This is a genomic window from Streptomyces sp. KL2 (assembly GCF_046529545.1).
Taxonomy (GTDB): Bacteria; Actinomycetota; Actinomycetes; order Streptomycetales; family Streptomycetaceae; genus Streptomyces; species Streptomyces radiopugnans.
In genome coordinates this window covers 2464266-2479796 of the sequence record NZ_CP127170.1, presented here as the reverse complement: position 1 = coordinate 2479796, position 15531 = coordinate 2464266, and the positions used below count along the sequence as shown (strand labels likewise).

Here is a 15531-nt window from a genome sequence, read left to right as displayed (position 1 = left end):
CACAGGAGCCCAGCCGTGCCCGCGCCCACACCCGTACCCGTCCTGCACACCGCCGCCGAGCTGCGCGCCCTGCCGCGCCGGGGGCGGCGGGCGGTGGTGATGACGATGGGCGCCCTGCACGAGGGCCACGCGGCCCTGGTCCGCGCCGCCCGGGAGAGGGCCGGGGCCGAGGGGCAGGTGGTGGTCACCGTCTTCGTCAACCCGCTGCAGTTCGGCGCGGGCGAGGACCTGGACCGCTACCCGCGCACCCTGGACGCGGACGTCGTGGTGGCCGCGGGCGCGGGCGCCGACGCCGTCTTCGCGCCGCCGGTGGAGGAGGTGTACCCCGGCGGGGAGCCGGAGGTGAGGATCAGCGCGGGCCCGATGGGCGAGCGCCTGGAGGGCGCCAGCCGGCCCGGCCACTTCGACGGGATGCTCACCGTCGTCGCCAAGCTGCTCCACCTCACCGCCCCCGACCTGGCGCTCTACGGGGAGAAGGACGCCCAGCAGCTCGCCCTGATCACCCGGATGGTGCGCGATCTGAACTTCCCCGTGGAGATCGAGGGCGTCCCCACCGTGCGCGAGCCCGACGGACTGGCCCTCTCCAGCCGCAACCGCTACCTGTCGGAGGCCGAGCGCACCACCGCCCTGGCCCTCTCGCGCGCCCTGTTCGCCGGGCGCGACGCGGTGGCCGCGGGCGGGGCGGGTCCGCGCGAGGTGCGCCAGGCCGCCGAGGCCGTACTGGCGGAGGCCGGGCGGGCACGGCCGCCGCTGGTGCCGGACTACCTGGCGCTGGTGGACCCGGCCCACTTCACGGAGGTCCCGGCGGAGCCCGGCGCCTACGAGGGCGAGGCCGTGCTCGCGGTCGCGGCGCGGGTGGGCACCACACGACTGATCGACAACGTCCGGCTGCGCCTCGGACGCCCCGGAGGGGTTCGGTGAACGGGATGACGGCAGGCCTGCGGCTGGACGCGCCGCGCTCCGGCTGGGCCATCGCCGCGGACGTGGTGGTGGTCGGCTCCGGAGTGGCCGGCCTGACCGCCGCGCTGCGCTGCGCGGCCTCCGGCCGCAAGACGGTGATCGTCACCAAGGCCCGGCTGGACGCCGGCTCCACGCGCTGGGCGCAGGGCGGGATCGCCGCCGCGCTGGGCGAGGGCGACACCCCCGGCCAGCACCTGGACGACACCCTGGTCGCGGGCGCGGGCCTGTGCGACGAGGAGGCGGTGCGCACCCTGGTCACCGAGGGGCCGGACGCGGTACGGCGGCTGATCGCCGCCGGGGCGCGGTTCGACACCTCCGCCGAGACCGGCCGGATCGCCCTGACCCGCGAGGGCGGCCACCACCGCCGCCGCATCGCCCACGCGGGCGGCGACGCGACCGGCGCGGAGATATCCCGCGCCCTGGTGGCGGCCGTACGCGACGCCGGGATAGAGACGGTGGAGAACGCCCTCGTCCTGGACCTGCTCAAGGACGCCGGCGGGCACGCCGCGGGCGTCTCCCTCCACGTGATGGGCGAAGGGCGGCACGACGGCGTGGGCGCCGTCCACGCCCCGGCGGTGGTGCTGGCCACCGGCGGGATGGGCCAGGTGTTCTCCGCGACCACCAATCCGCCCGTCTCCACCGGCGACGGCGTCGCGCTGGCGCTGCGGGCGGGCGCGGAGGTCTCCGACCTGGAGTTCGTCCAGTTCCACCCGACCGTGCTCTACCTGGGCCCGGGCAGCGAGGGCCAGCAGCCGCTGGTGTCGGAGGCCGTGCGCGGCGAGGGCGCGCACCTCGTCGACGCCGAAGGCGAGCGCTTCATGGCCGGGCAGCACGAACTGGCCGAGCTGGCACCGCGCGACATCGTCGCCAAGGGCATCATGCGGCGGATGCGCGAGCGGGGCGCCGACTGCATGTACCTGGACGCCCGGCACTTCGGCGCCCGGATGTGGCAGGAGCGGTTCCCCACCATCCTCGCCGCCTGCCGCGCCCACGGCATCGACCCGGTCACCGAGCCGGTCCCGGTGGCGCCCGCCGCGCACTACGCCTCCGGCGGGGTGCGCACCGACCTGGCGGGCCGCACCACCGTGCCCGGCCTGTACGCGTGCGGCGAGGTCGCCTGCACGGGCGTGCACGGCGCCAACCGGCTGGCCTCCAACTCCCTGCTGGAGGGCCTGGTCTTCGCCGAGCGGATCGCCGCCGACATCGCCCGCACCCCCGTGCGGACCCCGGTTCCCGCGGACCCCGGCGACCTCGCGGACACGCGGACCGTTCCGCTGCCGCCCGCCGAGGCGCGGCACGCGATCCAGCGCACCATGACCGCCGGCGCCGGGGTGCTGCGTTCCGCGGAGAGCCTGGCGCGGGCCGCGGAGGAGCTGGCGGCGCTGGCGCCGGACGGGACCGGCAAGCCGGCCGAGCCCGGTGTCGAGACCTGGGAGGCGGCCAACCTCCACCTCGTCGCCGGCGTCCTGGTCGCCGCCGCCCTGCGCCGTACCGAGACCCGCGGCTGCCACTGGCGCGAGGACCACCCCGAACGGGACGACGAGTCCTGGCGCCGGCACCTGGTCGTCGCCCTGCGTCCCACCGCCGGGGGCTCCGAGCTCGCCGTCGGTACGACCGACTCGACCGCGTTTCCCCCGGTCACGGGCGGAGGGACACCATGAGCGTCGCACGCGCGGCCGCCGGGCCGCATGTCATCAGGAGCCTGCGCTGTGGCCGCGCGGGCGGAGAAGCTCACGAGGAGATGGTGAGCGTCGCACGCGCGGCCGCCGGGCCGCATGTCATCAGGAGCCTGCGCTGTGGCCGCGCGGGCGGAGAAGCTCACGGAAAAGATGCTCTGAGCGTCGCACGCGCGGCCGCCGGGCCGCATGTCATCAGGAGCCCGCGCTGTGGCCGCGTGGGCGGAGAAGCCCACGAGGAGACACAGTGACCACCCCCAAGCCCGACGAACTTCCGCTGCTCCAGATCGGTTTCGGCCGTCCCGGCGAGGCGGTGAACGGCACCGGCGGGGGCTGCGGCGACGCCTGCGGCTGCGGCGGTGCGGACGACGGTCCCGACCTGGATCCGCTGGAGTGCGGCCTGGACCCGGACCTGGCCGCGCTGCTGGCGGACGCGGGCCTGGATCCGGTGCAGGTCGAGGACATCGCCCACATGGCGATCGAGGAGGACCTCGACCAGGGCGTGGACGTCACCACCGTCGCGACCATCCCCGAGGACGCCGTCGCCACCGCCGACTTCACCGCCCGGGAGGCGGGCACCGTCGCCGGGCTGCGGATCGCCGAGGCGGTCCTGTCGGTGGTCTGCACCGAGGAGTTCGAGGTCGAGCGGCACGTCGAGGACGGCGACCGCGTCGAGGCGGGGCAGTGCCTGCTGTCGGTGCGCGCCCGTACCCGTGATCTGCTCACCGGCGAGCGCAGCGCCCTCAACATCCTGTGCCGGCTGTCCGGTGTCGCCACCGCCACCCGCGCCTGGGCCGACGCGCTCGAGGGCACCGGCGCGAAGGTCCGCGACACCCGCAAGACCACCCCGGGGCTGCGCTCCCTGGAGAAGTACGCGGTGCGCTGCGGCGGTGGGGTCAACCACCGGATGTCGCTGTCGGACGCCGCGTTGATCAAGGACAACCACGTGATCGCCGCGGGCGGGGTGGCCGAGGCGTTCAGGCGGGTGCGCGAGGAGTTCCCCGGCGTGCCGATCGAGGTGGAGGTGGACCGGCTGGACCAGATCGAGCCCGTCCTCGCCGAGGGCGCCGACCTGATCCTGCTGGACAACTTCACCCCCGGGCAGACGGCCGAGGCGGTCGCGCTGGTCGCCGGCCGGGCGAAGCTGGAGTCCTCCGGCCGCCTCACCCTGGCGAACGCCCGCGCGTACGCGGACACCGGCGTGGACTACCTGGCGGTCGGAGCGCTCACCCACTCCTCCCCGATCCTCGACATCGGCCTGGACCTGCGCGACGAGGCCCGCGGCGGCGCGGACGGACAGGGGCGCGACTGATGCTGCTCACGATCGACGTCGGCAACACCCACACCGTCCTCGGCCTGTTCGACGGCGACGAGATCGTCGAGCACTGGCGGATCTCCACCGACCCCCGCCGCACCGCCGACGAGTGGGCCGTCCTCCTCCAGGGCCTGATGGGCATGCATCCGCTGCTCGGCGAGGACCTGGGCGACGGTGTCGACGGCATCTGCATCTGCTCCACCGTCCCCTCCGTCCTGCACGAGCTGCGCGAGGTGACGCGCCGCCACTACGGCGACATCCCCTCCGTCCTCGTCGAGCCGGGCGTCAAGACCGGGGTGCCCATCCTGATGGACAACCCCAAGGAGGTCGGCGCGGACCGGATCATCAACGCGGTGGCGGCTGTCGAGCTGTACGGCGGCCCGAGCATCGTCGTGGACTTCGGCACGGCCACCACCTTCGACGCGGTCTCCGCGCGGGGGGAGTACACCGGCGGCGTCATCGCCCCGGGCATCGAGATCTCCGTCGAGGCGCTCGGCGTGCGCGGCGCGCAGCTGCGCAAGATCGAGCTGGCCAGGCCGCGCAGCGTCATCGGCAAGAACACCGTCGAGGCGATGCAGTCCGGCATCCTCTACGGCTTCGCCGGACAGGTGGACGGCGTGGTGGAGCGGATGGCCCGCGAACTGGCCGACGATCCGGACGACGTGACCGTCATCGCCACCGGAGGCCTGGCCCCGATGGTGCTGGGCGAGGCGACGGAGATCGACGAGCACGAGCCGTGGCTGACGCTGATCGGGCTGCGCCTGGTCTACGAGCGGAACATGGCGCGGGGCTGAGCGCGGGGCCGGGGACGGGGGCAGGGAGCGGGCGGGGGAACGGGCCGGGCGCGGGACCGAACACGGGCCGGGACACAGTGATGTGGTGGTATGTCGGCTTTGCCGACTTCTGTCGTAATGTCACCGTATGCCCACGCCCTACGGTTCCCGAGGCGCCATGGTCCTCAGCCCGGACGAGCTGCGCGTCCTGCGCAGCGCCCTCGCCCTCGTCCTCCAGCCCGCCCGCGCCCGGCCGTCCCCGCGCGCCGGCGGGCGGCGGCCGCAGGGGCCGGAGGAGGAGCGTGCCGAGGCGGTGCGCGCGTGTCTGTGGCTGGCCGACGCACTGGACGAGGCGAGCCGTGAGGCGGACCGGCTGAGGGCCTTCCTGCGGGCGGACCTGGACCGCTACCGCGCCGCGCTGCCGGGCTCGGCCCCGGGGTACCTCGCGCGGCTGGAGGAGGCCGTCGCGCTGGGCTGTACGCCGCGCACGGAGGATCTGAGGGTGCTGCGCGAGCTGTGCGGCCACGGGTCCGGCGAGGCGGAGGGGGAGCGCCGCGCCGGGCTGCTGCGGCGCTGCGAACGGCTGGCGGCGTCCTCGGAGCGCTCCCGTGCCGCCGGGTCCCCGGGCCGCGGCCCCGAGCCCCCGGGCCGTGCCCGGCCGATGGCCGTGCCGCGCCCGGTCCCCACCCCGGCCGAGGTCTTCCCGCCCCGCGGCCCGTACCCGGCGTGCCGCCGGGCGCTGCCGGCCTGACGCGCGGCCGGGCCCCCGCCGGGGGTCCGGCGGAGCCGCCGGTACGCTGGAGGTCCGGTATCCAAGGAGGCTGATCCGGCATGGAGTACATCGCCGCACTCACCCCGTCCGTGGTGATGGCCGTGGCCTTCACCGCCCTCATCGTGACGATCGTCAAGAGCCAGGGCGGTGCCAACAAGTCCAAGGAGGACGCCGCGGTGGACGGCGCCCTGGCGCGTGCCGAGGCCGCGCGCGGCGCGTCATCGGCCGACGGCGCGCCCAGGGCCTAGCGGCCCGCACCGGCGGCGTGTACCGCCGGACGGCGGATGCCGCGGCGGCGCGGGAGCGCGCGCCGGGAGGTTCATCTCCCCGGTGTGCGCTCCTCTTTGTTTACCATCCGGCCAAAACAAAGCGCTCAATACCGTTCATATGCGGCTATCGTTCTTGGTGTGCCTCGGCCACTGGGAGAGCTGGAAGACGCGGTGATGACGCGGGTATGGCAGTGGAACCGCCCGGTCACGGTGAGAGAAGTGCTCGACGACCTCAGGCGTGAACGGCCGATCGCCTACACCACCGTCATGACCGTAATGGACAACCTGCGGGAGAAGGGATGGCTGCGGCGAGAGCGCGAAGGCCGGGCCTATCGATATGAGGCCGTCTCCACCCGGGCCGCCTACTCCGCGGCACTCATGAACGAAGCCTGGGCGGCGAGCGACAACCCCGCGGCGGCACTGGTGGCCTTCTTCGGGATGATGTCGCCGGAACAGACGGAGGCACTGCGGGACGCCTTGCGCGTCGCACATCTCGACGACACGCACCCCGGCGCCCCCGCCGAGAGCCCCGGTTCTCCGGAGCGATAGCGTCCCCGACATGCCAGAAGCCGTAAGTCGCGTAAGCCCCGCAAGCCCCGTAAGCGAGGTCACCGTCCGCAGGGCGAGAACAAGCGATGTGCGCACCGTGCGCCGTCTCATCGACGCCTACGCGCGCGACCGCATCCTCCTCGACAAAGCGACGGTGACGCTTTACGAGGACATCCAGGAGTTCTGGGTCGCCGAACGCGACCACGACGGCGAGGTCGTCGCCTGCGGGGCCCTCCACGTGATGTGGGAGGACCTGGCCGAGGTCCGCACGCTCGCGGTCGACCCCGCGCTCAGGGGCACGGGAGTGGGACACCTGGTGCTGGAGAAGTTGCTGCAGACCGCACGCTGGCTGGGAGTCCGGCGCATTTTCTGCCTCACCTTCGAAGTGGACTTCTTCGCCCGGCACGGCTTCACCGAGATCGGCGAGACACCGGTGGACGGGGATGTCTACAGCGAGCTGCTGCGTTCCTATGACGAAGGTGTGGCCGAGTTCCTGGGGCTCGAACGAGTGAAACCCAACACCTTGGGCAACACTCGGATGCTGCTGCACCTATGAGGCGCCCACGCCGTGCGCCCTATGTCCGAAAGATCCCTCCAATCCGGCCGGACCGGCCCGGCAATGTTCCCCGAGGGTTTGTGTTTTCCCGGGAAAAGCGGTTTGCTTTCGTCGTCAGTATCAGTAATCGGTTTTCGGTGACTGACCACACACGACGAATGGGAGTAACCGGTGGCGCAGAAGGTTCAGGTCCTTCTTGTCGACGACATCGACGGCGGTGAGGCCGACGAGACCGTGACGTTCGCTCTCGACGGCAAGACCTACGAGATCGACCTCACCACCGCCAACGCGGACAAGCTCCGCGATCTGCTGGAGCCTTACGTCAAGAACGGTCGTCGCACCGGTGGCCGTTCGGCTCGCGGAAAGTCCCGCCCGTCCGCCGGCGGCGCGAGCCAGGACACCGCGAAGATCCGCGCATGGGCGAAGGAGAACGGTTACGAGGTCAACGACCGCGGCCGCGTCCCCGCCAACATCCGCGAGGCCTACGAGAAGGCGAACGCCTGAGGCGCGCGGGCGAGCAGTGTGCGGTGAGCGCTCCGTCGCCGCCGCGCTCACCGGACCGGCGGGATCCGCCTCGCGCCCCGTCCGGGAGGCCGCAGCCGTGCCGCGGCCTCCCCGGGGACGTCTGCGGCCGGGGCGGCCGGGTGTTCCGGGGCGCCCCGTGTGCGCCGCGTGCGTCGGTCGCGTACGTCACATGCGCCGTGCGCGGAACGGCCACCGGCCCGCGCTCCGTTCACAGAGGGTCGCGCACCGCTACTCCGAGTGCCCGTCGAGCGGGTGGGGAAGGTGCCGTGCGTCACGCAAGAGTGTTCGCCAGTAGCGGATGCCCCCGCCCTGCCCGGCATGGACTGTCGGTGTCCCGGGGTAAGAAGTCGGTGAAGAAATCCCACGTGGAACGGGGGTGCGGCACCGGCGATGGAGCGGTGGACGGACGTGGCGGCCCAGGAGCGTTCGCCGTCGGCGTAGTGGAAGCGGGCGGATATGTCTGGCCTGCGGGAACATCGTCTCGCACCATCGGGTTGGAACTGTTGTCGGCTGTTCGGGACGAGGGCGAGAGGTAACGGGCTCTCCTCCCCGCCAGCGCGGGAGCGATCCGGACGGGTGTCGGCAGTTGGAATGAGCGGTCCCCGCTTGCGGGACTAAGCTGCGGAAGGACAGGGAGGGGACCGACCCCTTACTGCCTGACCGCTCTGAGGAGCGATTAACGATGTTCGAGAGGTTCACCGACCGCGCGCGGCGGGTTGTCGTCCTGGCTCAGGAAGAAGCCCGGATGCTCAACCACAACTACATCGGCACCGAGCACATCCTCCTGGGCCTGATCCACGAGGGTGAGGGTGTCGCCGCTAAGGCACTGGAGAGCCTCGGGATTTCGCTCGAGGCGGTCCGCCAGCAGGTGGAGGAGATCATCGGCCAGGGCCAGCAGGCCCCGTCCGGCCACATCCCCTTCACCCCCCGTGCCAAGAAGGTCCTGGAGCTGTCGCTCCGCGAGGCCCTTCAGCTCGGCCACAACTACATCGGCACCGAGCACATCCTGCTCGGCCTGATCCGCGAGGGCGAGGGCGTCGCCGCCCAGGTCCTCGTCAAGCTCGGCGCCGATCTCAACCGGGTGCGGCAGCAGGTCATCCAGCTGCTCTCCGGCTACTCCGGGGGCAAGGAGGCGGCCACCGCGGGCGGCCCCGCCGAGGGCACCCCCTCGACCTCCCTGGTGCTGGACCAGTTCGGCCGCAACCTCACCCAGGCGGCCCGCGAGTCCAAGCTCGACCCGGTCATCGGGCGCGAGAAGGAGATCGAGCGGGTCATGCAGGTGCTGTCCCGCCGCACCAAGAACAACCCGGTCCTCATCGGCGAGCCCGGCGTCGGCAAGACGGCGGTCGTCGAGGGCCTGGCCCAGGCCATCGTCAAGGGCGAGGTGCCCGAGACGCTCAAGGACAAGCACCTGTACACGCTGGACCTGGGCGCCCTGGTCGCCGGGTCCCGCTACCGCGGTGACTTCGAGGAGCGCCTGAAGAAGGTCCTCAAGGAGATCCGCACCCGCGGCGACATCATCCTGTTCATCGACGAGCTCCACACCCTGGTGGGTGCGGGCGCCGCCGAGGGCGCGATCGACGCCGCCAGCATCCTCAAGCCGATGCTGGCCCGCGGGGAACTCCAGACCATCGGCGCGACGACGCTGGACGAGTACCGCAAGCACCTGGAGAAGGACGCGGCCCTGGAGCGCCGCTTCCAGCCCATCCAGGTCGCCGAGCCGTCGCTGCCGCACACCATCGAGATCCTCAAGGGTCTGCGCGACCGCTACGAGGCGCACCACCGGGTGTCCATCACGGACGCCGCCCTGGTGGCCGCCGCGCAGCTCGCCGACCGCTACATCTCGGACCGCTTCCTGCCGGACAAGGCGATCGACCTGATCGACGAGGCCGGCTCGCGGATGCGCATCCGCCGCATGACCGCACCGCCGGACCTGCGCGAGTTCGACGAGAAGATCGCGAACGTGCGCCGGGAGAAGGAGTCCGCGATCGACTCGCAGGACTTCGAGAAGGCGGCCTCCCTCCGCGACACCGAGAAGCAGCTCCTGGCTGCCAAGGCCAAGCGGGAGAAGGAGTGGAAGGCCGGCGACATGGACGTCGTCGCCGAGGTGGACGAGGAGCTGATCGCCGAGGTCCTGGCCACGGCCACGGGCATCCCGGTCTTCAAGCTCACCGAGGAGGAGTCCTCGCGCCTGCTCCGCATGGAGGACGAGCTGCACAAGCGCGTCATCGGGCAGGAGGACGCCATCAAGGCGCTGTCCCAGGCCATCCGCCGTACGCGGGCCGGTCTGAAGGACCCCAAGCGCCCCGGTGGCTCGTTCATCTTCGCCGGCCCGTCCGGTGTCGGTAAGACCGAGCTGTCCAAGACGCTGGCGGAGTTCCTCTTCGGCGACGAGGACGCCCTGATCTCCCTCGACATGTCGGAGTTCAGCGAGAAGCACACCGTCTCGCGGCTCTTCGGCTCGCCCCCCGGCTACGTGGGGTACGAGGAGGGCGGCCAGCTCACGGAGAAGGTGCGCCGCAAGCCGTTCTCGGTCGTCCTGTTCGACGAGGTCGAGAAGGCACACCCGGACATCTTCAACTCGCTGCTGCAGATCCTGGAGGACGGTCGTCTGACCGACTCCCAGGGCCGGGTCGTGGACTTCAAGAACACCGTCATCATCATGACGACCAACCTCGGCACCCGGGACATCTCCAAGGGCTTCAACTTGGGCTTCGCCGCCCAGGGCGACGTCAAGACCGGCTACGAGCGGATGAAGGCCAAGGTCAACGAGGAGCTCAAGCAGCACTTCCGGCCCGAGTTCCTCAACCGCGTCGACGACACCGTCGTCTTCCACCAGCTCACCGAGGAAGACATCATCCGGATCGTCGACCTGATGGTCGCCAAGGTGGACGAGCGGCTCAAGGACCGCGACATGGGCATCGAGCTCAGCGGGGACGCCAAGAAGCTGCTCGCCAAGAAGGGCTACGACCCCGTCCTGGGCGCCCGGCCGCTGCGCCGGACGATCCAGCGGGAGATCGAGGACGTGCTGTCGGAGAAGATCCTCTTCGGCGAGCTGCGCCCCGGTCACATCGTGGTCGTCGACACCGAGGGCGAGGGCGAGGCGAAGAAGTTCACCTTCCGCGGCGAGGAGAAGTCGGCCCTGCCCGACGCACCTCCGGTGGAGTCGGCGGCGGGCGGCGGCCCGAACCTCTCCAAGGAGGCGTGAGGCGTAAGGACGTGTGAGGCGCTCCCGCCGGCCGGCGGGAGCGGCGCACGGCATCGCCGAGCCGCACGGCGGCAACACGGGCGCGGGGATCCCGCGCGGGCTTTCCGTCCGGCCCCCGACGGCCCCGTGCCGCGCCGCACTGTGGACGGACCGCCGCGCACGGCGCGATCCTGGAGGGACGGGCCGGTGGGCGCGCTGCCCACGGTGGGACCGCACGTCCGCGACCATGGGAGGCACCATGATCAAGGGTCTGGCCGCAGCCACCGTCTGGTCCACCGACCAGGAGCGGGACCTGAGGTTCTTCACCGAGAAGCTCGGCTTCGAGGTGCGCGGCGACGTCACCGAGGGCGGAACGCGCCGGATCACCGTCGGGGCCAAGGACCAGCCGGACGTCGGGCTGACGCTGGTGCCGACGGACGGCCCCGGCATCGACTCCGGTTCGGCCCGGGCGCTGGCCGGGCTGGTCCGCAAGGGGATCCTGGGAGCGGGCGTACTGCGGACGGACGACTGCCGCTCCGCGTACGAGTGGCTGGTGGAGCGGGGCGTGGAGTTCCTCCAGGAGCCGCGCGAGGGACCGCACGGCACCGAGGCGGTCTTCCGCGACGAGTCCGGCAACCGGTACTCGCTGGCCGAGGAGCGCGGGAGCGGGCCGGTCCTGAGCCGGGAGTGGTCGGAGGTCTGCGACTGACCCGCGCCCGCCGGCCGGTGCTCCGCCCCGTCGGTCCCGCCGCGGGTGCGGGCGGGCCCGGAGGGATCGCGGAGCCGCCGGAACGGCGGCGGGTACGGGCACGGCGGGGAGCGTGTGCGGGGTGCGGCGGCCCGCCCGCGCACGGCGGTCCGCCGCACCCCGCCTCACATGGCCGGGCTGCGGCCCTGGGGCAGCCGGTAGACGCCGTTCTCCAGCGGCTCGACCAGCCCGTCCGCGACCAGCCCGTCCAGCGCGCGCGCCCGCTGGACCGGCTCGTCCCACACCGCGTCCAGCGTCGCCTGCGGCACCGGCCCCACCGCGTCGCGCAGCACGGCCAGCAGCCTGCCGCGCACCTGGCGGTCGGTGCCCGCGTAGCTCTGGCCGCGGCGCGGCGGACCGTCGTGCGCCGGCGAACCGGCGCGGCGCCAGGCGCACAGGTCCATGATCGGGCAGTTCTCGCAGTCCGGCTTGCGGGCCGTGCACACCAGGGCGCCCAGCTCCATCGTGGCCGCCGCCCACCGTGCCGCCGTCGCGTCCTCCTCGGGCAGGACGGCCCGGGCGAGTCTGCGCTCGGCGGCGGTGGTGGCGGTCGGCGGGAACTCGCGGCCGCCGAACGCGCGGGCGAAGACCCGCCGGACGTTGGTGTCCAGCACCGCGTGCCGCTGCCCGTAGGCGAAGGAGGCCACGGCCGCCGCCGTGTACTCGCCCACCCCCGGCAGGGCCAGGAGCTGTGCGTGCTCCTTGGGCACGTCGCCGCCGTGCCGTTCCGTTATGGCGGCGGCGGCGCCGTGCAGCCGCAGGGCCCGGCGCGGATAGCCCAGCCGGCCCCAGGCGCGCACCGCCTCGCCGGGCGGCTCGGCGGCCAGGTCGGCGGGGCGGGGCCAGCGGGCGAGCCACTGCTCGTACACGGGCAGCACCCGGCTGACAGGCGTCTGCTGGAGCATGAACTCGCTGACCATCACACCCCAGGCGCCCGCCTCGGGGCGGCGCCAGGGCAGGTCGCGGGCGTGCTCGCCGAACCAGTCGATGACCGGTCCGTGGAGGTCGGAGGGGGCGGGGGACTCGGGGGGACGGAAGCCGGTCGCGGTCAGACCGGTGGCGCTGTGCTCGGATGTGGTCGCAGTCATGGCGTCTCCGATCCTGACACGGAGGAGCGCGGCAGCGAAGCGGCCCGCGCCGATGGGCGGCAGGCACCACCCGTCCCGATGTGCCCCTTTCATCCGAGGGGAGCGATATCCGGCTTCCGGTGGGAGCGCGGACCGCCGGCGGCCATCGCCTACGAGGCGGGGCCGGCGCGTCCGAGCCCGGCCCGCACCCGGTCCGTCAGCACGGTCGCGGGCCCGGCCGCCGACCGGGTCACCAGCAGTACCGCGGCCGCGCCCAGCAGTGCGCCCGCCGCCACGTCGTGCGGGTAGTGCACCCCGATGAACACCCGGGAGAAAGCCGTCAGCGCCGCCAGCGGCAGCACCAGCCAGGCCGTCGCCCGCCAGGCCAGTACGACGGCCACCGCCGCGGCGGCGGCGATGGTGGCGTGGTTGCTGGGGAAGGACCAGTCGCCCGGCTCCGGGCAGGGCGCGATCGGGGCCGGTGCGCCCGCCACGGCACGGCACGGCCGCTCCTCCCGCACGGTCAGCTTGACGGCCTCGCTGGCGCCGTACGCCACCGCCACCGCCGCCCCGCCCAGCAGGGCCCGCGCCAGAACCCCCGGCTCGGCACGCCGGACCCGCCAGCACGCCGCCGCCAGCAGCGCGAGGAGGACCAGCAGCCCGCCCTCGGTGCCGTACTCGGCGAGCGAGTGCGCCCAGCCGGGGGTGTCGCGGGCGAAATCGGTGACGCCCCGGTAGAGCTCGCTGTGGAGGCCGTCCCGGGAGCCGTCCACTGGTGTGCCGGGGGCTTCGCTTCGGAGATCACTGCTCATGTGTGAACGGTACGGAAGGAAACCGGTCGATCACCTTCTGCGATCACCGGGCGTCGCCCCCGACGATCGTCGGCCCCGCAGGACCGTTCATCATAAAAGTTGACCTCCTGCGCGGCGGGTAAGACCGTACGGGGCACTTGATGTCTCGTAAGGTTTGCGCGTGGGATCTCTGCGCAATCCGGTTGGGCCCCTTCCCTCTTCCATCTACTGGAGGCGAAGGGCGGTCGTGCTTGCGCTCCTGCTGGTCCTGGCACTGCTCGTCATATGGGCCGTCAGGTCCGGAGGGCCGGGCGGCGACGGCGGGAGCGACCAGGGCGGGAAGCAGGGCGGCAGCGAGGTGCCGGGCACCATCACCCCCGGGCCGTCCTCCTCCGAGTCCCTGATCAGCGAACGCCCCGGCGGGCGCGAGGAGTCCGACGGCGGCACCGGCGGCTCGGGTGGACCGGGCGGGTCGGGAGACGCGGACGGCACCGGCGGCGACACGGCAGGGTCCGCCGGCACCGGGTCCGGCGGCGGGGGCGCGGACGGCGAGGGCGAAGGCGGCGCGAACGGTTCCGGTTCCGGTTCGGGCGGTTCGGGCGCCGGAGGAGCGGGCGGCGGCCCCGCCGGCGCCGCCTCGGGCGGGGTCGAGGCCGTGCCGGCCGACTCTACCCTCCCCGACTGCCGCCCCGGCTCGGTCGAGGTGACGCTGCGCAGCGAGAAGAACCGTTACGCGCCCGGCGAGGAGCCCGTCTTCCGGCTGACCGTGCGGAACGGGGGCGGCGGCGCCTGCAAGGTCGACTTCGGCACCGGCGCCACGGCCTTCACCATCATCGAGACCGAGGACGGCGACGAGAAGGTCTGGAAGTCCGAGCACTGCCCGAAGGGCGCCCGCTCGGCCCTCTACAAGGTCCCGGCGGGCGGTACGGCCGTGCGCACCCTGGAGTGGGACCGCAGGCACAGCACTCCCGAGTGCGGCACGCCGGGCGCCCGGGCGAAGGCCGGTACCTATCTGGTCGAGGCCGAGGTGGAGGGCCTGGAGAAGTTGCGCACCTCGTTCGTCCTCACCAAGGACTGAGCCGCCCGCGCCGCTGACCGAGGGGGCCGAAGGGGGCCGGACGGAGCCGGAGAGAGCCGGGCCGGGCTGAACAGGGCCGGGCGGACCAGGGCCGCCGTGCCGCCCGGAGGCCGGGCGTACGCGTCAGACGTACCGCTCCAGGATCGACGACTCCGCCAGCCGCGACAGGCCCTCGCGGACCGACCTGGCCCGCGCCTCGCCCACCCCGTCGACGGTCTGCAGGTCGTCCACGCTCGCGGCCAGCAGCTTCTGCAGTCCGCCGAAGTGCTCGACCAGCCGCTCGATCACGGTGTTCGGCAGCCGGGGCACCTTCGCCAGCAGGCGGTAGCCGCGCGGCGAGACGGCCGAGTCCAGTGTCTCCGGCGATCCGCTGTACCCCAACGCCTTGGCCACCGTGGGCAGTTCGAGCAGCTCGGTGTGGGTCAGCCGGTCCAGCTCGGTCAGCGCCTCGGTGACGGTGCGGGACCGCTTGGCGGTCGGCTCGGGCACGTAGTCGCGGGCGACCAGCTCGCGTTCGGGCTCCACACCCGCGATCAGCTCGTCGAGCTGGAGGGAGAGCAGCCGCCCGTCCGTGCCCAGTTCCACCACGTACTCGGCGATCTCCGTGGCGATCCGCCGCACCATCTCCAGGCGCTGCGACACCGCGGAGACGTCCCGGACCGTCACCAGGTCCTCGATCTCCAGCGCGGAGAGCGTGCCCGCCACCTCGTCCAGGCGAAGCTTGTACCGCTCCAGCGTCGCCAGCGCCTGGTTGGCCCGGGACAGGATCGCCGCCGAGTCCTCCAGCACGCGCCGCTGGCCGTCCACGTACAGCGCGATCAGCCGCATCGACTGGCTCACCGACACCACCGGGAAACCGGTCTGGATCGACACCCGCTGCGCGGTGCGGTGCCGGGTGCCCGTCTCCTCCGTGGGGATCGAGGCGTCCGGCACGAGCTGCACGCCCGCCCGCACGATCTTGGTGATGTCCCTGTCGAGGATCAGCGCGCCGTCCAGCTTGCACAGCTCGCGCAGCCGCGTCGCGCTGAACTCCACGTCCAGCACGAAACCGCCGGAGCACAGCGCCTCGACGGTCTTGTCCATGCCCAGGACGATGAGCCCGCCGGTGTTCCCCCGCAGGACGCGCTCCAGGCCGTCGCGCAGGGCCGTACCAGGCGCGACCGCGCTCAGTGAGGCGCGCAACAGGCCGTCGGCGCCGGTTGCTGCCCGGTCGTTGGCTGCCACGGCACTCCTTCGGGTCGTGCGTACGTACGGGCGAGACCAGG

At 73.0% G+C, this 15531-nt stretch carries 15 protein-coding genes; 12 read left to right on the top strand and 3 right to left on the bottom strand.

Features of this window, described 5'->3' with window-relative positions; genetic code table 11:
- Positions 1–15 precede the first annotated feature (15 nt).
- The 11 genes from panC to QPK52_RS11120 all read left to right on the top strand — a co-directional run bounded on the left by panC (position 16) and on the right by QPK52_RS11120 (position 11291).
- A complete protein-coding gene (gene panC / locus QPK52_RS11170; protein ID WP_410537296.1) occupies positions 16–921 on the top strand; it encodes a pantoate--beta-alanine ligase in 906 nt (301 codons plus the stop codon).
- Positions 922–926: 5 nt separating this feature from the next.
- The gene (locus QPK52_RS11165; RefSeq protein ID WP_410537295.1) at positions 927–2621 is read left to right on the top strand and encodes an L-aspartate oxidase; all 1695 of its coding nucleotides are present in this window, start codon (positions 927–929) and stop codon (positions 2619–2621) included.
- Between the two features lie 262 nt (positions 2622–2883).
- Positions 2884–3948 (top strand): carboxylating nicotinate-nucleotide diphosphorylase, encoded by a 1065-nt coding sequence (gene nadC, locus QPK52_RS11160; RefSeq protein WP_410537294.1) that lies wholly within the window; start codon positions 2884–2886, stop codon positions 3946–3948.
- A complete protein-coding gene (locus QPK52_RS11155) occupies positions 3948–4745 on the top strand; it encodes a type III pantothenate kinase (RefSeq protein ID WP_410537293.1) in 798 nt (265 codons plus the stop codon). Before nadC ends, QPK52_RS11155 begins: the two co-directional genes overlap by 1 nt.
- Before the next feature lie 127 nt (positions 4746–4872).
- A complete protein-coding gene (locus QPK52_RS11150) occupies positions 4873–5475 on the top strand; it encodes a hypothetical protein (protein WP_410537292.1) in 603 nt (200 codons plus the stop codon).
- An 80-nt stretch (positions 5476–5555) separates the two neighbouring features.
- Positions 5556–5744: a hypothetical protein gene (locus QPK52_RS11145; protein WP_410537291.1), complete on the top strand. Its 189-nt coding sequence runs from the start codon at positions 5556–5558 to the stop codon at positions 5742–5744.
- Between the two features lie 159 nt (positions 5745–5903).
- Positions 5904–6314, top strand: a complete 411-nt coding sequence (locus tag QPK52_RS11140; protein ID WP_410537290.1) for a BlaI/MecI/CopY family transcriptional regulator — start codon at positions 5904–5906, stop codon at positions 6312–6314.
- A gap of 10 nt (positions 6315–6324) precedes the next feature.
- Positions 6325–6870: an amino-acid N-acetyltransferase gene (locus QPK52_RS11135; protein WP_410537289.1), complete on the top strand. Its 546-nt coding sequence runs from the start codon at positions 6325–6327 to the stop codon at positions 6868–6870.
- A 171-nt stretch (positions 6871–7041) separates the two neighbouring features.
- Positions 7042–7374: a histone-like nucleoid-structuring protein Lsr2 gene (locus tag QPK52_RS11130; protein WP_093657704.1), complete on the top strand. Its 333-nt coding sequence runs from the start codon at positions 7042–7044 to the stop codon at positions 7372–7374.
- Positions 7375–8077: 703 nt separating this feature from the next.
- Complete coding sequence (locus tag QPK52_RS11125; RefSeq protein ID WP_410537288.1) at positions 8078–10603, top strand: ATP-dependent Clp protease ATP-binding subunit; 2526 nt, start codon at positions 8078–8080, stop codon at positions 10601–10603.
- 238 nt (positions 10604–10841) lie between these two features.
- A complete protein-coding gene (locus tag QPK52_RS11120; RefSeq protein WP_410537287.1) occupies positions 10842–11291 on the top strand; it encodes a VOC family protein in 450 nt (149 codons plus the stop codon).
- A gap of 164 nt (positions 11292–11455) precedes the next feature.
- Here the strand turns inward: QPK52_RS11120 and QPK52_RS11115 are convergent, their stop codons facing one another.
- The gene (locus QPK52_RS11115; protein ID WP_410537286.1) at positions 11456–12418 is read right to left on the bottom strand and encodes an A/G-specific adenine glycosylase; all 963 of its coding nucleotides are present in this window, start codon (positions 12416–12418) and stop codon (positions 11456–11458) included.
- 149 nt (positions 12419–12567) lie between these two features.
- On the bottom strand, positions 12568–13209 hold the full coding sequence (locus QPK52_RS11110) for a phosphatase PAP2 family protein (RefSeq protein WP_410537285.1): 642 nt from the start codon (positions 13207–13209) through the stop codon (positions 12568–12570).
- A 226-nt stretch (positions 13210–13435) separates the two neighbouring features.
- Here QPK52_RS11110 and QPK52_RS11105 point away from each other — a divergent pair, with 226 nt between their 5' ends.
- On the top strand, positions 13436–14266 hold the full coding sequence (locus QPK52_RS11105) for a hypothetical protein (protein ID WP_410537284.1): 831 nt from the start codon (positions 13436–13438) through the stop codon (positions 14264–14266).
- Positions 14267–14389: 123 nt separating this feature from the next.
- On the opposite strand, the gene disA is transcribed toward QPK52_RS11105, so the two are convergent.
- A complete protein-coding gene (disA, locus tag QPK52_RS11100; RefSeq protein ID WP_410537283.1) occupies positions 14390–15490 on the bottom strand; it encodes a DNA integrity scanning diadenylate cyclase DisA in 1101 nt (366 codons plus the stop codon).
- Between the last annotated feature and the right edge of the window lie 41 nt (positions 15491–15531).